16 protein-coding genes are annotated in these 19438 nt (G+C 64.4%); 2 read left to right on the top strand and 14 right to left on the bottom strand.

The features are described from left to right. Nucleotides 1-73: 73 nt before the first annotated feature. The 7 genes from greB to aceA all read right to left on the bottom strand — a co-directional run bounded on the left by greB (nucleotide 74) and on the right by aceA (nucleotide 7843). Complete coding sequence (gene greB, locus QOL82_RS08500; RefSeq protein WP_283441817.1) at nucleotides 74-634, bottom strand: transcription elongation factor GreB; 561 nt, start codon at nucleotides 632-634, stop codon at nucleotides 74-76. Nucleotides 635-649: 15 nt separating this feature from the next. Continuing rightward, a complete protein-coding gene (locus QOL82_RS08495) occupies nucleotides 650-1570 on the bottom strand; it encodes a 23S rRNA (adenine(2030)-N(6))-methyltransferase RlmJ (protein WP_283441816.1) in 921 nt (306 codons plus the stop codon). 67 nt (nucleotides 1571-1637) lie between these two features. Then, nucleotides 1638-2357, bottom strand: coding sequence for a molybdate ABC transporter permease subunit (gene modB, locus QOL82_RS08490; protein WP_283441815.1), 720 nt, complete (start codon nucleotides 2355-2357; stop codon nucleotides 1638-1640). Further along, the gene (gene modA, locus QOL82_RS08485; RefSeq protein WP_283441814.1) at nucleotides 2357-3112 is read right to left on the bottom strand and encodes a molybdate ABC transporter substrate-binding protein; all 756 of its coding nucleotides are present in this window, start codon (nucleotides 3110-3112) and stop codon (nucleotides 2357-2359) included. Before modA ends, modB begins: the two co-directional genes overlap by 1 nt. Before the next feature lie 138 nt (nucleotides 3113-3250). Next, nucleotides 3251-3610, bottom strand: a complete 360-nt coding sequence (locus QOL82_RS08480) for a winged helix-turn-helix domain-containing protein (RefSeq protein WP_283441813.1) — start codon at nucleotides 3608-3610, stop codon at nucleotides 3251-3253. Nucleotides 3611-3640: 30 nt separating this feature from the next. Beyond that, entirely contained in the window at nucleotides 3641-6301 is a 2661-nt protein-coding gene (locus QOL82_RS08475; RefSeq protein ID WP_283441812.1) for a bifunctional diguanylate cyclase/phosphodiesterase, read from the bottom strand. A 240-nt stretch (nucleotides 6302-6541) separates the two neighbouring features. Beyond that, nucleotides 6542-7843 carry an isocitrate lyase gene (aceA, locus tag QOL82_RS08470; protein ID WP_283441811.1) on the bottom strand — a complete coding sequence of 434 codons (1302 nt, stop codon included), beginning with the start codon at nucleotides 7841-7843 and terminating at the stop codon, nucleotides 6542-6544. A gap of 385 nt (nucleotides 7844-8228) precedes the next feature. On the opposite strand from aceA, the gene QOL82_RS08465 reads away from it, so the two are divergent. Beyond that, the gene (locus tag QOL82_RS08465; RefSeq protein ID WP_283441810.1) at nucleotides 8229-9338 is read left to right on the top strand and encodes a hypothetical protein; all 1110 of its coding nucleotides are present in this window, start codon (nucleotides 8229-8231) and stop codon (nucleotides 9336-9338) included. Between the two features lie 39 nt (nucleotides 9339-9377). On the opposite strand, the gene motD is transcribed toward QOL82_RS08465, so the two are convergent. From motD to flhF, 5 genes are read right to left on the bottom strand one after another with little or no spacing between them, the layout of a single operon-like run. Continuing rightward, a complete protein-coding gene (motD, locus tag QOL82_RS08460; protein WP_283441809.1) occupies nucleotides 9378-10154 on the bottom strand; it encodes a flagellar motor protein MotD in 777 nt (258 codons plus the stop codon). 6 nt (nucleotides 10155-10160) lie between these two features. Next, nucleotides 10161-10901, bottom strand: coding sequence for a flagellar motor protein (locus QOL82_RS08455; RefSeq protein WP_283441808.1), 741 nt, complete (start codon nucleotides 10899-10901; stop codon nucleotides 10161-10163). After that, nucleotides 10883-11614 (bottom strand): RNA polymerase sigma factor FliA, encoded by a 732-nt coding sequence (locus QOL82_RS08450; protein WP_283441807.1) that lies wholly within the window; start codon nucleotides 11612-11614, stop codon nucleotides 10883-10885. Before QOL82_RS08450 ends, QOL82_RS08455 begins: the two co-directional genes overlap by 19 nt. Before the next feature lie 3 nt (nucleotides 11615-11617). Continuing rightward, nucleotides 11618-12451 (bottom strand): MinD/ParA family ATP-binding protein, encoded by an 834-nt coding sequence (locus QOL82_RS08445; RefSeq protein WP_283441806.1) that lies wholly within the window; start codon nucleotides 12449-12451, stop codon nucleotides 11618-11620. Next, entirely contained in the window at nucleotides 12444-13877 is a 1434-nt protein-coding gene (gene flhF / locus QOL82_RS08440; protein ID WP_283441805.1) for a flagellar biosynthesis GTPase FlhF, read from the bottom strand. The genes QOL82_RS08445 and flhF overlap by 8 nt, the downstream gene beginning before the upstream one ends. Before the next feature lie 117 nt (nucleotides 13878-13994). On the opposite strand from flhF, the gene QOL82_RS08435 reads away from it, so the two are divergent. Continuing rightward, a complete protein-coding gene (locus tag QOL82_RS08435) occupies nucleotides 13995-15623 on the top strand; it encodes a leucine-rich repeat domain-containing protein (RefSeq protein WP_283441804.1) in 1629 nt (542 codons plus the stop codon). 71 nt (nucleotides 15624-15694) lie between these two features. Here the strand turns inward: QOL82_RS08435 and flhA are convergent, their stop codons facing one another. Next, nucleotides 15695-17782 carry a flagellar biosynthesis protein FlhA gene (gene flhA, locus QOL82_RS08430; protein WP_283441803.1) on the bottom strand — a complete coding sequence of 696 codons (2088 nt, stop codon included), beginning with the start codon at nucleotides 17780-17782 and terminating at the stop codon, nucleotides 15695-15697. A 348-nt stretch (nucleotides 17783-18130) separates the two neighbouring features. Further along, nucleotides 18131-19282, bottom strand: coding sequence for a flagellar biosynthesis protein FlhB (gene flhB / locus QOL82_RS08425; RefSeq protein WP_283441802.1), 1152 nt, complete (start codon nucleotides 19280-19282; stop codon nucleotides 18131-18133). Nucleotides 19283-19438 lie beyond the last annotated feature (156 nt).

The following is a 19438-nucleotide window of genomic DNA, read 5'->3' as shown; positions in this document are numbered from 1 at the left end:
CGAACGGCAGCCGCTGCCATAGCAGCTGGCAATGCCGGGGCAGCCTGCCCTGCTTGCCGCAATTCTTCCGGCGTCAATCCTTCGCCGGATACGTCACATCCAGCACTTCGAGTTCCTCCAGCCCGGCGGGCGTCTGCAGCGTCACCAGGTCTCCCACGTGCGTCTTGGTCAGCGCCCTGGCCACCGGCGCGATCCAGCTGATCTTGCCGTGCAGCGGGTCCAGTTCGTCGATGCCGACGATGGTCACCGTGTGCTCTTCCCCTGCGGTATTGGCATAGCGCACCGTCGCCCCGAAAAAGACCTGGTCGCTGCCGTGATGCACGGTCGGGTCGACCACTTCCGCGAGGTCCATCCGCTTGGTCAGGAAGCGGATGCGGCGGTCGATCTCGCGCAGCCGGCGCTTGCCGTAGATGTAGTCGCCGTTTTCCGAGCGGTCGCCGTTCGACGCCGCCCAGTGCACGACCTTGACCACCTCGGGCCGATCGACGTCGATCAGCTGCAGCAGCTCGGCGCGTATGCGCTGGTAGCCGGCCGGCGTGATGTAATTCTTTGCGCCAGCCGGGATCTGCGGCAGCGCGCCGGCCAGTTCATCGTCATCGTCGTCCGATGACTCCTTGACGAAAGCCTTGTTCATCGCATTGTCCCCTGGCTAGGCAGTGCGCCGGGTGCCGGTGTTGACCGGCAGCGTCTGGCCCGACTCCAGCGTGAAAGTGGCGCCGGCGTCGCGGCCCAGCGCCTTGACCAGCCACGGCATCAGTTCGCGCAGCATCGGTTCCAGCGTCCAGGGCGGGTTCAGGATGAACATGCCGCTGGCATACAGCCCGAAGCCGTCCGGCACCGGCGCGCTGATCGACAGCGTGACATTGAGCCAGCCGTTGGCCGGCAGGCGCTTGAGCTTTTCCGGCATCTGCCGCGCTTCCATCCGCTGCAGCACCGGGTACCAGACCGCGTAGATGCCGGTGGCGAAGCGGCCCAGCGCATCTTCCAGCGTCTGCTTGACGCGCTTGTAGTCGTCCTTGACTTCATACGGCGGATCGATCAGCACCAGCCCGCGGCGCGACGGCGGCGGCAGCAGCGCTTTCAGGCCGGTGAAGCCATCGGCATGCGACACGATGACACGCTTGCCGCGCACCGGCGCGGTCCTGCCCTGCGCGGCTTCATGCGCCTCGAGCTTGCGGAAATTTTCGACCAGCATCTTCACGTCGCGCGGATGCAGTTCGAACAGCCGCAGCCGGTCCTGTTCGCGCATGGTCTTCTCGGCGCAGTAGGGCGAGCCCGGATACAGCCGCAGCTTGCCGCTCGGGTTCATCCCCTTCACCAGCGCCATGTAATCGGCCAGCGCCGGCGGCAGGTCCTTGCGGCCCCACAGCTTGGTGATGCCGGTGTCGAACTCGGCGTTCTTGGTCGCCTCGCCGCTGTCGAGCGCATAGACGCCGGCGCCGGCATGGGTGTCGATGTACATGTAGGGCGCGTCTTTCTGCCCCAGGTATTGCAGCAGTTGGATGGTGATGGCATGCTTGAGCACGTCGGCGTGATTGCCCGCATGAAATGCGTGGCGGTAACTGAGCATAAGGTGGCCTGCGATCGGATGATTGAATAGAAGTGGCGGCCATTTTAACAAGCGGCCGCGTTATCCCCTATTTCATCCTCCCCGGCGGCGCGAGGCGCCGCCGCTCCTGCCGCTTCTGCACCAGCGTCGTCGTCAGCAGCAGCACGAAGGACAGCACCAGCAGCAGCAGCGCGTAGCCATGCGCGTCCGGGTAGTTCAGCAGCTGCGCCTGGTCGTACAGCGCGATCGACGCCACCCTTGTCACGCCGGGGATATTCCCGCCCAGCATCAGCACGACGCCGAACTCGCCGATGGTGTGGGCAAAAGCCAGCAGCGTTCCGGCGACGACGCCGGAGCGCGCCAGCGGCAGCGCGATATGCAGGAAGGTCTGGCGCCGCGTCATTCCCAGTGACCACGCGGCCTGCAGCACCTCGGCGCGCTGCATGCGGAAGGCGGCGACCACCGGCTGCACCGCGAATGGCAGGCTGTAGACGCAGGAGCCGATGACCAGCCCGGCGAACGAGAACGGCAGCGGCTGGCCGAAGACCTCCTGCCACCATGCGCCGAACGCATGGCGCGGCGACAGCAGCACCAGCAGGTAGAAGCCGATCACGGTCGGCGGCAGCACCAGCGGCATCGCAATCAGGATTTCCAGCGCCAGCGCAAGCCGGCTGCGCGCGCCGGCCAGCCAGGCGCCGAGCGGCAGCGCCACCAGCATCAGCACGCAGGTGGAGACCAGCGCCAGCTGCAGCGTCAATGCCAGCGAGCGCCACAGCTCTGCCGGCAACGCCCACGGCGGCGTCAGCATCAGGGGCGCGCTGGCGGCAGCAGGAAACCGCAGCCGGCCAGCAGCGCGCGGCCGCGATCCGAGCGCAGGAACTGCAGGTAGCGCGCGGCCGCCGGATGCTCCCTGCCGCGCGCGGTGACGATGGCCCCCTGCTCCAGCGCGGGATGGCTGCCGGCGGGCAGCATCCAGCCGTTCGGCCTGTCCTTCAGATGCGCCTTGCTGACCAGCCCGACCTGCGCATTGCCGCTTTCGACGAACTGCATGGTCTGCGCGACATTCTCGCCGTAGACCAGCTTGCCCTGCACCCGGTCCCAGAGTCCGGCCTGCTGCAATGCGGCCTTCGCGGCGCGGCCATACGGCGCCACCTCGGGGTTGGCGATGGCGATCCGGCGCACCGACGGGTCGGCGAGCAACTGCAGGCCGCCGGCGGTCTTCAGCGCGGGATCGGCGGACCACAGCACCAGTTGCCCTAGCGCGTAGACGAACATCGACGCGCCGTCCGCCAGGCCGGCATCGGCCAGGGCCTGCGGATAGCTGGTGTCGGCCGACATCAGGATGTCGAACGGCGCGCCGTTGCGGATCTGCGCATAGAAGCTGCCCGACGCGCCGGTGGTGACGCTGGTCTCGCCGACGAAACCGGCAGTGAGGGCCGGCATGCAGCTTGCCAGGTCGGCGGCGGCGGCAATCCGCAGCGGCGCGGCGAGCGCCGGTCCGGCAAGGGCCAGCGGCACGATCAGCGAGCTCAGCAGGAAGGCGCAGCGTTGAAAAACGGTCATGGAATGGCTTTCGTGATATTCCAGCGAATATAACGAAAACCGTGCGGATTGTCTTGCGGATTGATAACGGGACTTGCAGGAAAATAAATAACGGCCGGAATGCCTTGCGGGAAGCCAGCCGGGATGCCGGCCCCGAAGTCAGCCGCCGGAATCCTCGGCAAGCAGCGTTGCCAGGTAGTCCATGTCGGCCCGCGTCGCCTCCAGCGCGGCCTGCTCCATCGCGGCATAGCGGGCCAGCACGGCGCGCCCGTTGTCGGTCAGCCGGGCGCCGCCGCCGCGCGCGCCGCCGGTGCTGGTTTCGACCAGCGGCTGGCGGAAGCAGCGATTCATGTCCTCGACCAGCAGCCAGGCGCGTCGATAGGACATCGACATCGCACGCGCCGCGGCGGAGATCGAGCCGCTGTCCTGTATGCCGCGCAGCAGCGCCGCCTTGCCGGGGCCAAGCGCGATCACGTTGTCGAGCAGCAGGCGAAGTTGCAGGGAACGGGTGATCGTCATGCGCCGATTGTAGCAAGCGGCGCCGCCGGCTCAGGCCGGCAGGCTCTCGTGCAGCGCGCGATTTTCGAGCAGGGCCGGCAACTGCGCGGCAGGCAGCACCGGCGCGACGAAATAGCCCTGCACCTCGTCGCAGCCCATGTCGCGCAGCATGGCCAGCTGCTGGTGCGACTCGACACCCTCGGCCACCACCACCAGGCCCAGCGCATGCGCCATGCTGATCAGCGCGTTGAAGAACACCGCGCCGGCCGGCTCCCGGCCCAGGTTCGACGTGAAGCGCGGATGGATCTTCAGCACCTGCACCGGCAGGCGCTGCAGCTGCGACAGCGACGACGGGCCGACGCCAAAGTCGTCGATGTGCAGCCGCACGCCCATGTCCCCCAGGCGGCGCAGCTGGACGCCGACATTCTCGTTGTCGGCCAGCGTGGCGACATCGGTGATTTCAAGTTCCAGCCAGCGCGCGTCGACCGCGTGCAGCGCGAGCGCCGCCGACACCTGGTCGGCCACGCTGCCGTGGTTGAACTGGCTGGCCGACACATTGACGGCCACCGGCGCCAGCGCCAGCCCCTGCGCTTTCCAGTCCGCCAGCTGCGCGCATGCCTTGTTGACAACCATGTCGCCCAGCGTGTGCAGCAGGCTGTTGCTCTCGATGAGCGGAATGAATTCGCCCGGCGACAGCAGGCCGCGCTCCGGGTGACGCCACCGCAGCAGCGCCTCGAGCCCGGTCATCGTGCCGTCGCCGGCGCGCATGCGCGGCTGGAAATGAAGCGCGAACTCATCGTCGCCGATGGCCCGCTCGAGCGCCTCCTCGGTGGCGATCCGCTGCTTGAGCCGGTGATACAGCTGCGGCTGGAACAGGTAATGGCCGCCCCTGCCCTCGTCCTTGGCCGCATACATCGCGATGTCCGCATTGTTTAGCAGCTGGTCGGCGTCGGCGCCGTCGCGCGGGAAGATGCTGATGCCGATCGACGCGCTGATGCTGTGCTGCGCGCCCGACAGCGCGAACGGCTCGGACACCACCGCCGCGATGCGTTCGGCCGCATGGCCCGCGTCCTCGATCGACGCCAGCGGATCCATCAGCACGGTGAATTCGTCGCCGCCGAGCCGCACCACATGGTCGCCCGGCCGCAGGACCGACTGCATGCGCCGGGCAACGACCTTCAGCAGCTCGTCGCCGACCTGGTGGCCAGCGCTGTCATTGACCCGCTTGAACTTGTCGAGGTCGATGAACAGCAGCGCAACCATGCCGCCGCGCGTGGCCGCGCGTTCAAGGGCGGGCGGCAGCGCGTCGGCCAGCCACTGCCGGTTCGGCAGCCCGGTGAGCAGGTCCTGCCTGGCCAGGCGCAGCAGCTGCTGTTCGTGCAGCTTGATCTCGCTGATGTCGCGCAGCGTGACAGCCAGGCTGTCGCCGGAGCGCACCAGCCGGCGATGGACCCACGCCAGGCGCAGCATGCTGCCGGCCGGCACTTCGAATTCATCTTCCTGCGAACCGTTCGCCATCGCAGCCGCGCAACTCGCCAGCAGCCCCGGCATGACGGCCGGCGTGCTGAACTGCGAGAAGCGCATGCCCAGCATCGCGTCGCGCTCCAGGCTGTAGAAGGCAGCGCCGCGCTCATTGCAGTCGACCACCTCGAAGTCGACGAGCTGCTCGTCGCGATACAGCGGACGCAGCATGTAGAAGCCTTCGTTGGCGCCTTCTGTCGCCACCCGGTATGCCGCCTGCACCGCCTCGACCTGCTGCTTGCGCCATGCCAGCCGCGTCGCCATCACGCTGGCGACGATGCCGAAGAACAGCAGCGCGATGCTGCCGCCGAACGCATAGTTGCGATACGCCGCTTCGGTGGCGCGATAGCCTGCCAGCACCTCGTCCTCGGACATGCCGACCGCCGCCATGAACGGATAGCCCTGCAGCTTGCGCCAGCCGACATAACGCGCCTGGCCGTCGGCAAACGAAGGCTTGCCGTCCATCCGCATCGACCCCTCGGTGCTGGCGAACGTCATGTTGCTGCTCAGGACAGGCGCGGTCGGCGTATGGACGGCTGCGCCGACGCGCGCAGTGCGCACGGCGCCCTGGAGGTCGACCAGCGCCAGCATGCCTTCGTTGCCCAGGCTGACATCATCATAGAATTCGGAAAAATAGGCCGAGCCTATCGATACGGCGACCACGCCTGCGAAGCTGCCGTCGGGCGCATTGAGCCGGCGCGTGAACGGCAGGATGGCAGTGCCGGTGCCGGGCCAGACCAGCGGCAGGCCGACCCGCGCCGCCAGCGTGTCGTTCTCGCGGTGGAAGACGAAGTATTCGCGGCTCGCGCCCGAGGGCCTGGCCTTGAGGTTGACGGTCGACGTGATCGGGAAGCCGTCTGCGCCCAGTATCGTCACCGTGATCAGCTGCGGCGCGATCAGCAGGCCTTGCCGGCGGAAATCCTTCAGGTCGACGTTGCCGCCCGACCGGTTCCAGTCGTATTGCACCTGCATCGCGATCTGGTCCATCTGCTCGATGGTGCGGGTCAGGTATTGCGCATAGGCGCCAGCCAGCGAGGCCACGTTCTTCAGCGCGCCCTCCTGCGCCTCGCGCCTGTCGTTCGACAGCTTGACGGCGGTGGCGCCCCATAGCAGCGCGCCCAGCAGCAGGCACAGGGCCGGCCACACCAGGACAGAGAGGAAATTACCTTTTAAAAACTGCAGTTTTTGCATGCGTACAGACCAGCGTATATGTACTGCCTATCGGGCCAGCCGCTAGTTGCATGGTTGATCCCCCTGGACCGCGCCCGGCGCGGTCAGCGCCTGTGATGCTGGAGATCAGCGCCGGCACGCTGGTTCACAATGATTCCTAATGGTAACACCTTTAATACGCGTCGAATTGAAATTGAGCAATAAAAAAGGCCGCAAATCGCGGCCTTTATTGTCACCTTAAAAACTTAATGCATCAACTGATCAGGCAACCTTCTTGCTCGCATCGAAGAATTGTTCATCTTCGGTCGAGCCATGCAGCGCGGTCGTCGACGACTGGCCCTGCTGGATGGTCTGGGTCACGGCATCGAAGTAGCCGGTGCCGACTTCGCGCTGGTGCTTGACCGCGGTGAAACCCTTCTCGGCGGCGGCGAATTCGCCTTCCTGCAGCTCGACGAATGCGCTCATCTGGTTGCGGGCATAGCCGTAGGCCAGGTTGAACATCGAGTAGTTCAGCGAATGGAAGCCGGCCAGCGTGATGAACTGGAACTTGTAGCCCATCGCGCCCAGCTCTTTCTGGAACTTGGCAATGGTCGCGTCGTCCAGGTTCTTCTTCCAGTTGAACGATGGCGAGCAGTTGTAGGCCAGCATCTTGTTCGGGAACTTGGCATGGACGGCGTCGGCAAATGCCTTGGCGAAGGCCAGGTCAGGCTTGCCAGTCTCGCACCAGACCAGGTCGGCGTATTCGCAATAGGCCAGCGCACGAGCGACAGCCTGGTCGAAGCCGGGACGGGTCTTGTAGAAACCTTCGACGGTACGCTCGCCGGTGCAGAACGGCTGGTCGATCGGATCGACGTCGGAGGTCAGCAGGTCGGCTGCTTCAGCGTCGGTACGGGCGATCACCAGGGTCGGCACGCCGGAAACGTCGGCTGCCAGGCGCGCGGCGGCCAGCTTCTCGCAGGCTTCGCGGGTCGGGACCAGCACCTTGCCGCCCATGTGGCCGCATTTCTTGACCGAAGCCAGCTGGTCTTCGAAGTGAACGCCGGCGGCGCCTGCGTCGATCATGGACTTCATCAGCTCGAAGGCATTCAGCACGCCGCCGAAGCCGGCTTCCGCATCAGCCACGATAGGCGCGAAGAAGTCGATGTCATCCTTGCCTTCGGACCACTGGATCTGGTCTGCGCGCTGGAAGGTGTTGTTGATGCGCTTGACGACCATCGGCACCGAGTTGGCCGGGTACAGCGACTGGTCAGGATACATCTCGCCGGCCAGGTTGGCGTCGCCGGCGACTTGCCAGCCAGACAGGTAGATGGCCTTGAGGCCGGCTTTCACCTGCTGCATTGCCTGGTTGCCAGTCAGCGCGCCCAGCGTGTTGACGAACGGCTCGGTCTTGAGCAGGTCCCAGAGTTTTTCGGCGCCACGGCGGGCCAGCGAATGCTCGATATGCACCGAACCGCGCAGCCGGACCACGTCTTCCGCCGAGTAAGGACGCTTGACGCCTTCCCAGCGTGGGTTCTCGGCCCAGTCTTTTTCCAATGCCTGGATCTGCTCTTGACGTGTTGCCATGATGAATACTCCTGTAGTGATGTTAATGAATCCGGGTCGGTGCGGAAGCCGTGTTCAACGTTCCGCCCATGGGATAAATCTTATGCTTTATTTTGCAGGGCAACAAGGTCTTATATAAGACATATAAGTTGATTTTTCTCTATTAATTTCAATAACTTATCTTACATATATCGCGATATGAAATATTATTCCTCAAAATGAAATCGGAAAATGGTGCCGCGCACCTAGGCGATTTCACAATGCGGGATACGCATTCCAAATCATGAAAGACGATCCAGCCATCGCGAGGAACGAAAAAGTCCGTCGCTGATACAAAAGCCGGGTTCGTTGTCGGCTGTGCATAACGCCCTCTTGCGGCCAAGGTTCAGACACATAAAGGAAGATCATGCAAACAATTAATCTTATGACGCTGGCAAAAAACGCCTCTGAATCGGTGACGAGGCTTACCGAAATGGCCACTTTGTCCAGCGCGCCACTACGGGCAGAAGTACGAAATGGACAAATTCATTTAGGCGTTCGCAGTTGGCCAAGCTATTTTTTCGAAAAAATCGTTGCCTCCGATCTGGAACTCCAGCAGGCAAGAGCAAACACCCAGATAGCGATAGAAAGCCATGTACGCGCATTCTTGAACAGCAAGGACGCATCAATGGATACGGTAAAGGAGGAATTAATAATGAATCTCCTCCACACACGCACGACGGAAAAATTAGTTACCCGCCCCGTTCTATCCTCGGCAAAAAGGCAGTCCGATACAAAAACTGAAGCAAAAAATCGCAATAAGATCTGTTTGCGCAAGGTGCTTGATAAACCATCCAATGGCGCAATCCTCGTTCGGCGGGGCGTTTCTATCGCTCAGCCCGACGCCCTGGAACAAGCAAGGCCGGAGGTAAAGGAAAAAGCCGAATTCGCAATGGGCGTCGTCAGCGCAATTTTCAATCCATTGAATGACAAGAATTTGAATGTCTGGATAAAAAAATTGATCAGTGCGGCGATCAAACCATCGTTGAAAAATTCTGTCCTGCACGTGATCGCCGACGTGCGGCTTGTTCGAAAAGAGACCATGCGGTCGGCGACCAAGGATTTGCTAGGCCGGGGAAACACAGTCGAGCTGGAATATACGGATGCCTTTAGAAATCTTCGCAGCAAGGAGGCATTCAAAGACTATTACAAAAATCAGCTGAAAAGCGTTGCCGGGTTCGTGAAGTCAACGGTTCTTCTGGAATTACCATATGATTCCGAGCCTGTATGCACAGATGCCAACGTCTATGGCGCGACGGATGCGGCGAACGAATTTATTAAAAAGCAGCAAGCGTTGGGGAAAAAAGTCTCGGTCATGATTGTTGTGCCTAGCCTGCCAGTCAACACGCCGAAGTCTGGCGCAGGCAATGCACCGGATGGCGTCTCCAACCATCGCACGGGTTCAAACACTCGGATGAGTGAACGTCGCCAGCAGCAGGAGTCTGGCGACGAAAACGAGCTGGATGCTGACGCTTGATGCAGACGCCTGGACGAGGACAGGACGTATCCACTCCCTCTACCGCGCCCCCTCGATCGGCACATCCTTCTGCACATCCGGCAGGTTCGACATGATCATCAACTGCACCCGCCGGTTGCGCAACCGTGCTTCCGGGGTGTCATTGCCGTCCACCGGGCGGTTCGCGCCGTGGCCGATTGCCGTCAGGCGCAAGGGGGCAACACCGTTGTCGATGAACAGCCGCACCACGCTCGACGCCCGCACCGAAGACAGTTCCCAGTTCGACGGATAGAGGGCAGTGCTGATCGGGACGTTGTCGGTGTGGCCCTCCACCTGGATCGCATGGCCGTCGTCCTTCAGCACCTGCGCCACCGCGGCCAGCGCCTCGACCGATTGCGGCGACAGTTTCGCGTCGCCGGGCGCGAACAGCACGCTGGCGTTGATCTCCACCGTGATGCCGCGCGCGCCCTGGGTGACTTTCACCTTGCCCTGGCTGACCAGCGGCGCCAGCGCGGTCAGCAGGTCGCGGGCGATGGTGGTCAGCTGTTCCTTTTCGCGCCGCACCGCGTTGTCGTTCAGGCGGCTGCGGTAGATGGACTGGCGCGGCAGCAGCGGCAGTTCGGGCGCCAGCCTGTCATGCACCGGCGGCGTGGCGGCAGGCAAGCGGCCGAACGCGGTGGTCAGCGCATTCGACATATTGCGGACCTTGCCGTCGTTGACGGAGGACACCGCGTACATCACCACAAAGAACGCGAACAGCAGCGTGATGAAGTCGGCATAGGAAACCAGCCAGCGTTCCCGGTTGTCCTCTTCCTCGACATAAGGTTTGCGCGCCATGAGGAATCAGGCGGCCCAGGCGGCCATGCGGTCCTCGATCAGCCGCGGGTTCTCGCCCGCGGCCAGCCCGGCCATCACTTCGGTCAGCATCTCGCGCCGCCCCACTTCGTTCTGCACCATGGCCTTGAGCTTGCCGCCGATCGGCAGGAATACCAGGTTGGCGAGGCCGACGCCGTAGACGGTGGCGACAAAGGCCACCGCGATGCCGGCGCCGAGCCGGGTCGGGTCGCCGAGGTTCTCCATCACCTGTATCAGCCCCAGAACCGCGCCGAGGATGCCGACCGTCGGCGCATAGCCGCCAGCCAGTTCCCAGACCCTGGCCACCGCGCGTTCGCGTCGCTCATAGATATTGATGTCCTGCTCCAGCACCAGCCGCAGCCTTGCGGCGTCGACGCCGTCCACGATCAGGCCCAGGCCCTTGCGGATGAACGGGTCGCTCTCGCGTTCGCAATGCCGCTCCAGGCTCAGCAGGCCCTCGCGGCGCACCATGTTGCTCCAGAAGACGAAGGCGCGCGACAGCCGTCCGTGGTCGTCGTCCGGCGGCACGAAGGCGTAGCGCGCCATCGCGATGGCGCGGGTGAAGTTGCGCAGGCCGGACTGCATCAGCACCGCGCCCAGCGTGCCGACCACCACGATGAGCAGCGCGGCCGGCTGCAGCAGCGAGCCGATGTGGCCGCCCTCGATCATCTGCCCGGCGACGATGCCGCCGAGCGCCAGCAGCAGGCCGGCTACGCTACCCCAGTCCATGCCTGCTCCCGGAGTCTGGCGCGCATGCGCGCAACGGCCTGGCTGTGCAGCTGGCAGACCCGCGATTCGGACACGCCCATGATGGCGCCGATTTCCTTCAGGTTCAGTTCCTGCTCGTAATAGAGGCCCATCAGGATCTTCTCGCGCTCGGGCAGCGCTTCGATTGCTTCGATGACGGCGCTGCGAAAGCCCGTGTTCATCAGCGCCTGCAGCGGGTCGTCGGAGCCGTCGGTGCAGTAGCGGTCGAGGAAATGCTCGTTGCCGTCGCCGTCCTGGAAATCCTCGTAATAGACCAGCTGGTGGCCGCCGGCGTCGGCCAGCAGTTCCTGGTAATCCGCCAGCGACATCTTCATCCGCGCCGCGACCTCGCTCTCGGTCGGCGGCCGGCCCAGCTTCTGCTGCGCCTCGGTCATCGCGACCTCGATCTTGCGCATGTTCTGGCGCATGTTGCGCGGCATCCAGTCGCTGCTGCGCAGCTCGTCGAGCATGGCGCCGCGGATGCGCTGCACCGCATAGGTCTCGAACTGCGCGCCATGGGTTTCCTCATAGCGGCTGATGGCGTCCAGCAGGCCGATCATGCCGGCCTGGATCAGGTCGTCGACCTCGACGCTGGGCGGCAGCTTCGCGCGCATCAGGTGCGCCAGCTTCTTCACCAGCGGCGCATGGTGCGCAAGCAGATGGTTGCGGTCGGATTTTCCTTGTACGGTGTACATGCTTCAAGCCCCGAGAGTTGCGCTGGACTGCAGCGCATTGCGCCAGCCGCCGGGCTGCATCGCGCAGCGGGAAAAGCGGCCGGCCAGGTCGCGGAACGCCACGGAGGCGCCCGCCAATGGAAATGCGTCGATCACGGTGCGGCCGAGGCGCGTCGCGCGCGCCAGGTGCTCGTCCGGCGGGACCGACCCGATGGAGTGCAGCTCGAGCGCCAGGTAACGGCTGGCGGCGGCCGCGATGTTCCGGTAGATCATGCCGGCGCGGACGATGCCGGCGCCGGTGACGAGAATGCTGACGGGACGCCGGCCGTAATGCTCGGAGACCCGCTTGATCAATGCGTAGGCGGCGGTGATCGATTCGGCGCTGTCCTCCACCTGCACGACGATTTCGCCCTCGCCCATCGCCGCCAGCGGCAGCGCGTTGGAGGCGTCGAGTTCGGCGTCGACCAGCACGATGTCATTGTCGGCGGCCAGCCGGGTGAACAGCGCCGCCATGTCCTCGCGCTCGAATTCGTCCAGCGCGCCGCGGGCCATCACGGCAATGCCGAAGCCCTGCGGCATCGCCAGCACGACGTCGGACAGGCGGCGCTCGGAGCGCGCGGCCTGCAGCAGCGTGCCGCCCTGCATGCGGTCGAGCGCGGCGCCGACGCCGCGGCTGGTGGCGCAGGCGTCCAGCAGCAGCACGCCGCTGCCGGTGCGCGCCAGCGATGCGCCGAGGTTCAGCAGCGTCGCGCTCTTTTCATGGTCGGGCGTGGCGGACAGAAAGGTCAGCACGCGCGGCGCCGGCTTGGCGACCATGCGGCGCAGGCCCTCGGCCTGGTCGATGCGGATGCTAGCCAAGGTTCACCTCGCGCAGCGACTGGTCGTTCATCACGCGGGCGGTGTTGCCGATGACCAGCGGCAGCTCGTCGTCCTGGTACTGGAACGGCGCGGCTTCGCGCTTCATCTTGAACGCGCGGTCGATCAGGAAGTTGGGGCGGGCCAGGTGCAGGTCTTCCGGCACCCGCTGGCCGTTGGCGATGTACTGCAGCTGCAGCTTCTGGCGGATGATCACGTCGAGAACGCTGCCGATGGTGGCTGCTTCGTCGAGCTTGGTGATGATGGCGCCGGACAGGCCATTGCCCTTGTAAGCCTTCACGACTTCGTTAAGCGTCTCGCCGGTGGACGTGGCGGACATGCAGAGGATGCGCCTGACCGGGGTGTCGGCGCCCGACAGCATGGCCACCTGCTCGGCCACCATCTGGTCGCGCTGGCTGGCGCCGGCGGTATCGATCAGCACGGTGTGCTTGTTCTTCAGTTCGGACAGCGCGATGCGCAGGTCGGCTTCGTCCTTCACCGAATGCACCATCACGCCGAGGATCTTGCCGTAGATGCGCAGCTGCTCGAAGCCGCCGATACGATAGCCGTCGGTGGTGATCAGCGCCAGCTTGCCGGCGCCATGCTTCATCACGCAGCGCGCGGCCAGCTTGGCGGTGGTGGTGGTCTTGCCGACGCCGGTCGGACCGACCAGCGCGAACACGCCGCCGTTGTCGAGGATCGCATTTTCATCGGCCGCGGCCGACAGGTTGCGCACCAGCACCGACTTGATCCAGCCCATGGCGTCGCCGCCCTGCTCCGGCAGCTTCTCGGTCAGGTAACGCGCCAGGCTGGCGGAAAAGCCGGCGGCCAGCATCTCGCGCATCACGGTCGCCTTCATCGGCTCGCGGCGGTGCTGCGCGCCCCAGGAAATCTCGGCGAGCTGCGCTTCGAGCATGCCGCGCATCGAGCGGATCTCGTCCATCATCTGGCGCATCTCGGCCTGGTGGGTGTCGATGGTGGTCGCGGCGGGCGGCTGCGGCATCGCCACGGCTGGGGCGCTGACTGCTGGGGCGCTGACGGCTGGGGCGGCAACGACGGGGGCGACAGGCGCCGGTGCAGCCACCGGCGTCGGGCGCAGTCGCTCGAATGCGCTGAGGGCAGAACCGGCGAGCGTTTTCGCCACGGTCGCATGTTGTGCGGGCGACGGGGCCGGTTGCTGTACCTGCGGCTTAGGCTGGCTCTGCGCAATACGCTTGCCGGCCAGCGCTTCCACCAGAGGCTGCGGCAGCACTTCCTTATCCACCGACGGCTCGGCCAGCGAGGCCATGTCGGCGCTGGCCAGCGCCAGAATTTCCACGTTGCCGTTGACCGAGCGGTTGGACAGGATCACCGCATCGGCACCCAATGCATCGCGCACCATGCGCAGCGCCTCGCGCGATGTCTGAGCAGAGAATTTTCTGACATTCATGCTGGATCTCCAACCGGGACGGGGATTTTTATTGGTGCTGGATCGGTGCTTGCGGCATGCGGCCGGGTCGCCATCGCGCCGCGATTCCATCGCGCTGCCGGTGTCATGCCTGCCTGAATGTGGGTATTAGCCAATGCCGCTCCTGTGGTGCAATCCGGCGCCGGGTGGCGCATCGGGGTCATTACAGGATTGATTATTGGCGATTTGCGGAAAGTTGCATCTGAGGAACAAGAGGGAGTTATGGGTCTTTTTCCGGGACAGGAAGCGAAAGGGACTGATTCCGGCATGGTGGCCATTTTGGCCAGCGGCAATCACGCAGTCAGGGCTGCATCTGCACGGGCTTCTGTAATCCGGATGAACTGCGTTACGGGTGTCTCCACTCAGTCCAGTCCTTTCCTTTTACAAGATCGAACATCAATGAAACGTGCTGCCAATGACACCTCCCCTTTCATCCAGACCGGCTCGCAGCGGCGCCAGGACAACATTCAAATGTCCGCTACCGATCCACCCGCCAACCCGCAGGATTCAAGCCCCCTTTCTGCTCCTTGCGTCTATAGCATTGCCAGTGAAGGCCATAAGGCAATGCCGGCCATCGATGCAAGATCATTAGCGTCCTACATGAGCGAACTGGCAGCGTGGACCAGATCTGCGACGCCAGCCGAGGTAAATTTACGCCTGGCAGCCGAAAGTAGATGTGCTCGCGCAACGCGGGATAATCAGGAAAGTAGCGGGACCATCGATATTTCGTCGCTCGCCCTGACGACGCTTCCACCCTTGCCGGCCGGCCTACGGCGTCTTGTGGCCCGCGACAATCGATTAGGCAGTTTGCCAGACTATTTACCTCAAGAACTTCAAACACTCGACGTCAGCGGCAACAAGCTGAGCGCACTTCCGGAAAACTTGCCACAAAAATTGGAATTTCTCCTTATTGACGACAACAGGTTATGCGCCCTTCCGGAAAATTTGCCAAAGGACCTGAAATGCCTTTCCGCTGCTCAAAACCGGTTGACAACGTTGCGAGATAACTTGCCCAGCACCTTGCAATATCTTTATGCCGCCCACAATCGACTGACCGCGATTCCTGAACTGCCTCAAGGGCTGCAAGACCTTGACATCAGCGACAATCAGCTGGACGCCCTGCCGCAGCTCCCGGAGGGACTGAAACACCTCTCCGTTGGCAACAGCAATCTCGCATCCCTACCAGGGAACTTGCCGCCCGATCTGCAAAACCTTTACTGCAGAGGCAACGATTTCCGCACGTTGCCGGATAACTTGCCACGACAACTGCGACACCTTGACGTGGGCAGGAATCGGTTAAGTTCCTTGTCGAACAACTTGCCGAAGGAATTGCAAACGCTTATCGTCGACCAGAATTTCCTGACCAACACAATGGTGTTGGCGTTCATGAAATCCAACACGTCGATCACAACGCTCGTATTCGAAAGTCCGTCGGACTCATGCGACGACCCGCTCAGCCAAGCGATAGAAACCGAACTGTCCAACAACCGGGCTCACCCGGCACGGCTCATCCATTCGGCCGTCACCCTCGACCTGCTTACCCGTTTTGCATTCACAATGGACCAGGCCGGCACGCTGGCAAATAGCATTCAAACCCAGCAGCCTGCTGACGGCTCGTTACCGGCGCAACACGTCCCGCGCGAACTCCATTACGTGCTTGCTAATAACTGTTCCAAGGACTTGCTGGCCGTGCTCAGCCAGATGAGCAGCGGTAACAACGACTACTGATCTCCACACGCTGACAGCACCGATCTGCCGTTTCAACCGGCGCACACCCACAATCTCTACGCCGCGGCAGCTCAGCCCTGCCCGCCCACCAGCGCCGTCACCTTGATGGTCTTCGAGTCCGGTATCTCCGCATGCGACAGCAGCTTCAGCTGCGGCAGGCTGCGGCGCAGGAAGCGCGACAGCACCGGGCGCAGCTGGCCCGGCACCAGCAGCACCGGCGTCACGCCCATCTGCTCCTGGCGCTGGACCGCCTCGGCGGTCTGCATCACCAGCGTGTCGGCCAGGCCCGGCTCGATGCCGGCGCCGTCCGGGCCGCTGGTCTGCATCGCCTGCATCAGCAGGCGTTCGAGCCGGTTGTCCAGCGCCATCACCGTCAGTTCGCCGCCGTTCGGGAACAGCTGCTGCACGATGGCCCGGCCCAGGGCAATGCGCACCAGTGCGGTCAGGTCGCCGGCGTCCTGGAAATGGCTGGCGTTCTCGGCCAGGGTCTCGACGATCGTGCGCATGTCGCGGATATGGATGCCCTCGGCAAGCAGGTTCTGCAGCACCTTCTGCAGCGTCGACAGCGGCAGCAGCTTGGGCACCAGGTCTTCCATCAGCTTCGGCGATTCCTTGTTCAGGTGGTCGATCAGCTGCTGCAGTTCGCCGCGGCCCAGCAGCTCGGCCGCGTGCAGCGTGATCAGGTGGTTCAGGTGCGTGGCGACCACGGTGCCGGCGTCGACCACGGTGTAGCCCATGGCCTGGGCTTCGTCGCGCAGGCTGGCGTCGATCCAGGTGGCCGGCAGGCCGAACGCCGGGTCGCTGGTGATGGCGCCGGGCAGCGTGCCGGTCACCATGCCGGGATTGATCGCCAGGAACTGGCCGGAATGCGCTTCGCCGGCGCCGATCTCCACGCCTTTCAGCGCAATGCGGTAACCGGAAGGCTTGAGTTCCAGGTTGTCGCGGATATGCACTGGCGGAGACAGGAAACCGACTTCCTGCGCGAACTTCTTGCGTATGCCCTTGATGCGCTTGAGCAGCTCGCCGCCCTGCGACTTGTCGACCAGCGGGATGAGACGGTAGCCCACTTCCAGGCCCAGCGTGTCGACCGGCACGATGTCCTGCCAGGTCGCTTCCTCGTTTTCCGGCGCGGGCAGCGCCGGCGGCGCTTCCACCGGGGCGGCCGTCGCGGCTTGGTCCGCGCGCTTCTTGATCAGGTAGGCGCCGCCGCCCATCAGGCCGGCGAGGAACAGGAAGGGCACGTGCGGCATGCCGGGAATGATGCCCATGCCGCCCAGGATGCCGGCAGTGATATACAGCACCTGCGGCTTGGCGAAGAGCTGGTTCACCAGCTGGCTGCCGATGTCCTGCTCGCTCGCCACCCGCGAGACGATGACGCCGGCCGCGGTGGAGATGATCAGCGAAGGCAGCTGCGCGACCAGGCCGTCGCCGATCGCCAGCAGCGTGTAGTTCTTGATCGCCGCATCGAAGGCCATGTCATGCTGGACCATGCCCACCACCAGGCCGCCGACCACGTTGATCAGGGTGACCATGATGCCGGCGACGGCGTCGCCGCGCACGTACTTGGACGCACCGTCCATCGCGCCGTAGAACTCGGCTTCCTGCGCCACTTCGGTGCGGCGGCGGCGGGCTTCGGCCTCGGCGATCAGGCCGGCGTTCAGGTCGGCATCGATCGCCATCTGCTTGCCCGGCATCGCGTCCAGCGCGAAGCGCGCGCCGACTTCGGCAATGCGGCCCGCGCCCTTGGTGACGACGGTGAAGTTGATGATAGTGAGGATGACGAACACCACGATGCCGACCGTGTAGTTGCCGCCGATCAGGAAGTGGCCGAAGGCCTCGACCACCTTGCCGGCCGCGTCCGGGCCGGTGTGGCCTTCGGTCAGCACGACGCGGGTGGAGGCGACGTTGAGCGACAGCCGCAGCATGGTCGACACCAGCAGCACCGCCGGGAAGGCCATGAAGTCCAGCGGCTTGATGGTGTACAGGCTGGTCAGCAGGATGATGACCGACAGCGCGATGTTAAAGCTGAAGAACATGTCCAGCGCCATGGCCGGCAGCGGCAGCACCATCATCGCCAGCATCATGATGATGATGATCGGCGCGGCCAGCGCCTTGGTATTGGCGCCGCGCAGCCAGGCCGGAAGCGTCATCCCGTTCATTGCACGGCGCCTGTCGATGTCGATGTTGAGATAGTTGTCAAATCCGCTCCTGGGGTACGGGCCGGCGCCCGGACGGCGCATCGGCTGGTGCTAGGAGAGCATTATTGGGCAGGCAGGAGAAGTTGCATGAGAGGAACAGCAGGGGAAATGCGGGCTTTTTCCAAGACAGCGGGCCCGGGAAACGCCTGGCCGTCGCCGTCGGGACGCCCGGCGTTATCAACAATGCATCGATAGCGCATGGCCGGTGGCCAACTGGTCTCGTCCAGCGCACGTCCGGGCGCGGCATGTTCGAAACTGCGGTGCCCGGCAGGCAGCGCGCAACCGGCAGGCGCCAGGCGCCCTATCCTGCTATCCCTGCTCGCCCTGCTCATTGTGCGGGTCCATCCCCGGCGGCACTTCCAGCGCCGTCGGCGCGGTCGGCCGCAGCCCGCCCTGGCTGGCATGCGCCTTCAGCTGGAACACATAGGCGAGCACTTCCGCCACCGCGGTGTACAGCGCCTCCGGTATCTCGTCGCCCAGCTCGGCATGGCGGAACAGCGCGCGGGCCAGCGGCGGCGCTTCCAGCAGCGGCACATTGTGCTCGGCCGCCAGTTCGCGAATCTTCGCGGCCACTTCGTCGGCGCCCTTGGCGATCACGCGCGGCGCGCCCATCTTGCCCTCGGTGTACTTCAGCGCCACCGCATAGTGGGTCGGGTTGGTGACGACCACGTCGGCGGTCGGGATCTCCGCCATCATCCGGCGGCGCGCCATCTCGCGCTGGGTCGCCCGGATCTTGGCCTTGATCTCCGGGTTGCCCTCGGATTCCTTGGCTTCCTGCCGCTGCTCCTCGCGTGTCATCTTCAGCTTGCTGGCGTGCTGCCATAGCTGGTAAGGCACGTCGACCGCGGCAATGGCGACCAGCGAGAACACGATCAGCATGAAGCATTGCAGCAGCAGGTGCCCGAGATGCGCGCTGCCGACGTTCAGCGGCTCCAGCGCCAGCGCCATCACCGCTTCCTGCTTGCCGCGCACCACGATCCACGCAACGTAGCCGACCAGCACGGTCTTGCCCAGCGCCTTGCCCAGCTCCACCAGCGAATGCGTCGACACCATGCGGGTCAGGCCGGTCAGCGGATTGAGCTTGTCGAAGCTGGGCATGAAGGCCTTGGTGCTGAAGTTCCAGCCGCCGATCAGCAGCGGCGCGCCGATCGCCACCAGCATCAGCACGCCGGCCACCGGCGCGAATGCCAGCAGCACGTCGACCAGCAGCGACGCCGCGCGCGTGACCAGCAGGTTCATGTCGTAGGCCTGCTCGCGCTCGAACACCAGGCTGTTGCTGAGCAGGCTGCCGAGCTGCGCGATCAGTTTCTCGCCCAGCATCCACAACGCGCAGCCGGCGGCCAGCAGCACGCTGCAGGTCGCGAGTTCGCGCGAACGCGGCACGTTGCCCTGTTCGCGCGCATCGTCCAGGCGTTTCTGTGAGGCTGGTTCGGTTTTTTCCAGTTCGCTGTCTTCGGCCATGCGGCGCTCCCGCTCCCTGCACGCCGGCGCTGCGGCGCGGACGTGGGAAGCCAGCAGCGATTATCGATGCCGGCGTGGCGTGGCCGTGCGCGGAAAAGCGCGGCGAAACAGGCGCTGTTCGGGTGTTGGGACCGGGACGTGCGGCCAGGCGGCGAG

This window comes from Noviherbaspirillum suwonense (assembly GCF_900182955.1).
Classification (GTDB): Bacteria; Pseudomonadota; Gammaproteobacteria; order Burkholderiales; family Burkholderiaceae_D; genus Noviherbaspirillum_A; species Noviherbaspirillum_A suwonense.
The sequence above is the reverse complement of the archived record's forward strand: the minus strand, read 5'-3'. Positions and strand labels throughout refer to the sequence as shown.